The organism is Streptomyces sp. FH025, from assembly GCF_017427025.1.
Classification (GTDB): domain Bacteria; phylum Actinomycetota; class Actinomycetes; order Streptomycetales; family Streptomycetaceae; genus Kitasatospora.
Genome location: NZ_JAFLNG010000745.1, coordinates 1 through 3615, shown reverse-complemented (window position 1 = coordinate 3615; position 3615 = coordinate 1). Strand labels below are relative to the sequence as shown.

At 74.9% G+C, this 3615-nt stretch carries 3 protein-coding genes; 1 reads left to right on the top strand and 2 read right to left on the bottom strand.

From position 1 onward, the window contains the following. On the top strand, positions 1 to 2110 hold a 2110-nt coding region (locus J0670_RS33145; RefSeq protein ID WP_207815881.1), incomplete at its 5' end, for a SpoIIE family protein phosphatase. A 28-nt stretch (positions 2111 to 2138) separates the two neighbouring features. Here J0670_RS33145 and J0670_RS33140 read toward each other — a convergent pair. Together J0670_RS33140 and J0670_RS40660 are read right to left on the bottom strand one after the other, a co-directional pair. After that, the gene (locus J0670_RS33140) at positions 2139 to 3230 is read right to left on the bottom strand and encodes a DUF2637 domain-containing protein (RefSeq protein ID WP_207815879.1); all 1092 of its coding nucleotides are present in this window, start codon (positions 3228 to 3230) and stop codon (positions 2139 to 2141) included. 214 nt (positions 3231 to 3444) lie between these two features. Next, positions 3445 to 3615, bottom strand: a 171-nt coding sequence (locus J0670_RS40660) for a (2Fe-2S)-binding protein (RefSeq protein ID WP_207815882.1), incomplete at its 5' end; no start/stop codon positions are given.

The window sequence follows — 3615 nt, the reverse complement described above, 5'->3', positions numbered from 1 at the left end:
GCTGGCGCTCACCGGCGGGCTGCCGCCGGCCTCCGCCGACAACATGCCGGACTGGCTGGAGCCCGCGATGGCCGCCAACGGCATCGGCTCCTTCGACTGGGACATCCGCCGCGACGTGCTGGAGGGCGACCCGCGGGCCTGCGCGATCATCGGCCTGGACACGATGGACCAGGGCCGCTTCGACCGCACCGCCGCCTCCTTCCTGGCCCTGCTGCACCCCGAGGACGCGCCCGTGGTGCGCCGCCGGGTCGATCGCGCGGTCTCCGAGCTCGGCCAGTGCGGCGCCTACTACCGCACCGTCGGACCGAACGGCACCATGCGCGCGGTGCGCTTCCGCGGCCGGGTGCTCGCGGACGCCTTCGGCCGCGCCTCCCGGATGGTCGGCTTCGTCTGGGACGCCACCGTCGAACTGCACAAGCGCGACCGCGCCGACCGGCTCGCCCTGCTGCGCGAGGAGCGCTCCCGGTTCATCAAGGAGGCCGCGCGCGCCCTCTCCGAAGCGGTCACCGTCCGTGACGTGGCCCGGGTGTTCACCGAGCTGCCGCTGCCCGGCCTGCCGCCGGACGGCCTGGTGCTCGCCTCCTTCGAGGCCGGACGCACCCGGATCCTCGGCGCCTCCGGCTACCGCTCCGGGACGCTCGCGGTCTGGGACCGCACCGTGCTGCCACCCGGCCACCCGGCCGCCGAGGCGCTGCGCCACCGGGCGCCGGTCTTCATCTCCAACCGCGAGGAGTTCCGCGCGGGCTACCCGGAGGTGTGGGAGCAGACCAGCCGGACCGGCCGCGGCTCCTGGGCGTACCTGCCGCTGGTGGCCAGCGGCCGGGCGATCGGCGTCTGCGTGGTCAGCTTCGACGACGAGCGCGAGCTGGACGCGGACGAGCGCACCCTGCTGTCCACCCTGGGCGGGCTGGTCGCCCAGTCGCTGGCCCGCGCCCGGCTGCACGACGCCGAGCACGAGCTCGCGGCCGGCCTCCAGCGGGTGATGCTGCCGCGCACCGTCCCGTCCGTCCCCGGCGTCACCACCGCCGTGCGCTACCTCGCGGCCGGCTCCGGGCTGCAGATCGGCGGCGACTGGTACGACGTGGTGCCGCTGCCCGGCGGGCACGTCGGCCTGGTGATCGGCGACGTGCAGGGCCACGACGTGCACGCCGCCGGCATCATGGGCCAGCTGCGGATCGCGCTGCGCGCCTACGCCGCCGAGGGCCACCCGCCCGCCGCGGTGATGGCCCGCGCCTCCCGCTTCCTCGCCGACCTGGACACCGACCACTTCGCGACCTGCACCTACGCCGAGGTCAACGTGGACTACGGCGTGGTCTACGCCGTCCGGGCCGGCCACCTCGACCCGGTGGTGCGCCGCGCCGACGGCAGCGCCGCCGTGGTGCCGGTGGCCGGCGGGCTGCCGCTGGGCATCGACCCGGACCAGGAGTACCGGGTCACCCGGTTCAGCCTGGACCCGGGCGAGACCGTGCTGCTCTGCACCGACGGCCTGGTCGAGGCGCGCGGCATGGACCTGGACGAGGGCGTCGCCCGGCTCACCCGGGTGCTCGCCCGCCCGCTGCCCACAGGTGAGGAGGCGGCCCGCGACCCGCTGGAGGAGCTGGCCGAGCGAATAGCCTCCCAGGCCGCCGACTCCAGCGAGCGCGAGGACGACATAGCCCTGCTGCTCCTGCGCTGGGACGGCCCGGCGGGCGGGCTCGCCGCCCAGCAGCTGCGCCGCCGGATCGGCCAGGCCGACCTGGCGCGGATCTCCGAGGTCCGCGCCGAACTGCGCGACGCGCTGCGCCGCTGGGGCGTCGCCGAGTTCATCGACACCGCCGAACTGCTCTCCTCCGAGCTGGTCACCAACGCCATCCGGCACACCGACCGGGACGCGATGTTCACCGCCCGGCTCTACCGGGAGCCGGAGGCCGACGGCGGCCGGGCCCGGCTGCGGGTCGAGGTGGAGGACGAGTCGGACCTCTGGCCGACCCGCCGGACGCCGGGCGAGCAGGCCTCCTCCGGCCGTGGCCTGATGCTGGTCGAGGCGCTGGCGGACGCCTGGGGCGTGGAGCCGCGCGGCTCCGGCAAGCGGATGTGGTTCGAACTCAGCGGGACGGGCGCGGCGGCCTAGCCGTACGGACGGTACGGATCCGGACCGGCTAGCCGAACTGCTGCTCCAGGTCCTTCAGTTTGCGCTCCAGCGAGTCCAGCCGGGGCAGCGTCACGGTGTCCTCGTCGGCGGTGAGGTCGATGGTGCGCCGCTCCGGACGGGCCGGCAGGCCCGGCTGGACGGCGGTGCCCCCGGCCGCCTCCACCTCCCGCGCACCGGCCGGCGGCTCCGACCCGGGCCCGCCGGCCAGGGCGGCCTCCGAGCCGGACTCCAGCTGCCGTGCGCCGCCTCCGCCGGTGCCTCCGCCGGTGCCTCCGCCTCCGCCTCCGCTGCCGCCGGTGCCGCGGCCGCGCCAGTGACCGTTGCCGCGGTTGATCGCCCGGATCTCCGCCCGCTCGCGGCGGCCCGCCAGCTTGCGGCGCTCCTTGTCCAGGGCCCGCTCCCGCTTGTCCTCACGGACCTCGTCCACCGCCTCGTCCAGGCTGCGCACGCCCTCCAGGAGCATCAGCGACCAGGCCGCGTACGTCTCGCGCGGGGCGCGCAGCCAGCGGACGATGCGGATCTGCGGCAGCGGGCGCGGGACGAGGCCCTGCTCGCGCAGCGCCGCCCGGCGGGTCTGCTTGAGCGCCCGGTCGAACAGGATCGCGGCGGACAGCGACATGCCGGAGAAGAACTGGGGGGCGCCGGCGTGGCTCAGGCCGCGCGGGGCGTGCACCCAGTTGAACCAGGCCGAGGCGCCGGCGAAGAGCCAGACCAGCAGCCGGGAGCCGAGGGCGGCGTCACCGTGGCTGGCCTCGCGGACGGCGAGCACCGAGCAGAACATCGCGGCGCCGTCCAGGCCGAACGGCACGAGGTACTCCCAGCCGCCGGACAGGCCGAGGTTCTGCACGCCGAAGCCGACCAGGCCGTGGAAGGAGAGCGCGGCGGCGACACCGGCACAGCAGAACAGCAGGGTGTAGGAGGCGGCGCCGTACAGGGACTCCTTGCGGCGGCGCCGTTCCTCGGAGCGCTCCCAGGAGTCCGCCCCGGCGGTGGAGGCCGATCCCCGGTTGCGGACCAGGGCCACCAGGAGCGCGGTGACCAGCAGCCCGGCGAGTCCGGTGACGGCCCAGCCGAGCGGTGGTACGTCGGACGATTTCATCGCCGGAACCAGCCTCGCTTTCCTGCGTCGCGTTCCTGCGTCGTGATGGCGGGGACCATCATGGCGGATGCTCGGCGGGGGAATGGCCGATTCGCCGTCAATGCGCTGGGGAGAGGGATTTCTGACCCAGGGAAAATCGCATCGTACGACTCATGTGGAGCGCGTTATTCCTGAAATTCCGGGATTTCCGGATTCGGTGTCGGACAGATATTCGTCAACGTCGTGTGACGCGTGGACAACCGGCGCACATGCCCTCCGGTTCCACGGTGTAGACGAGGCAACAGCTGGCCCTGGCCCGGTCGGCGTCCGAAGCGCGGGCCCGGCCGGGCGCCGGGTGCGCGAAGCCGGCGCCCGGCGTGAAGGGGGCCGGGGCGGGGGCGGCACC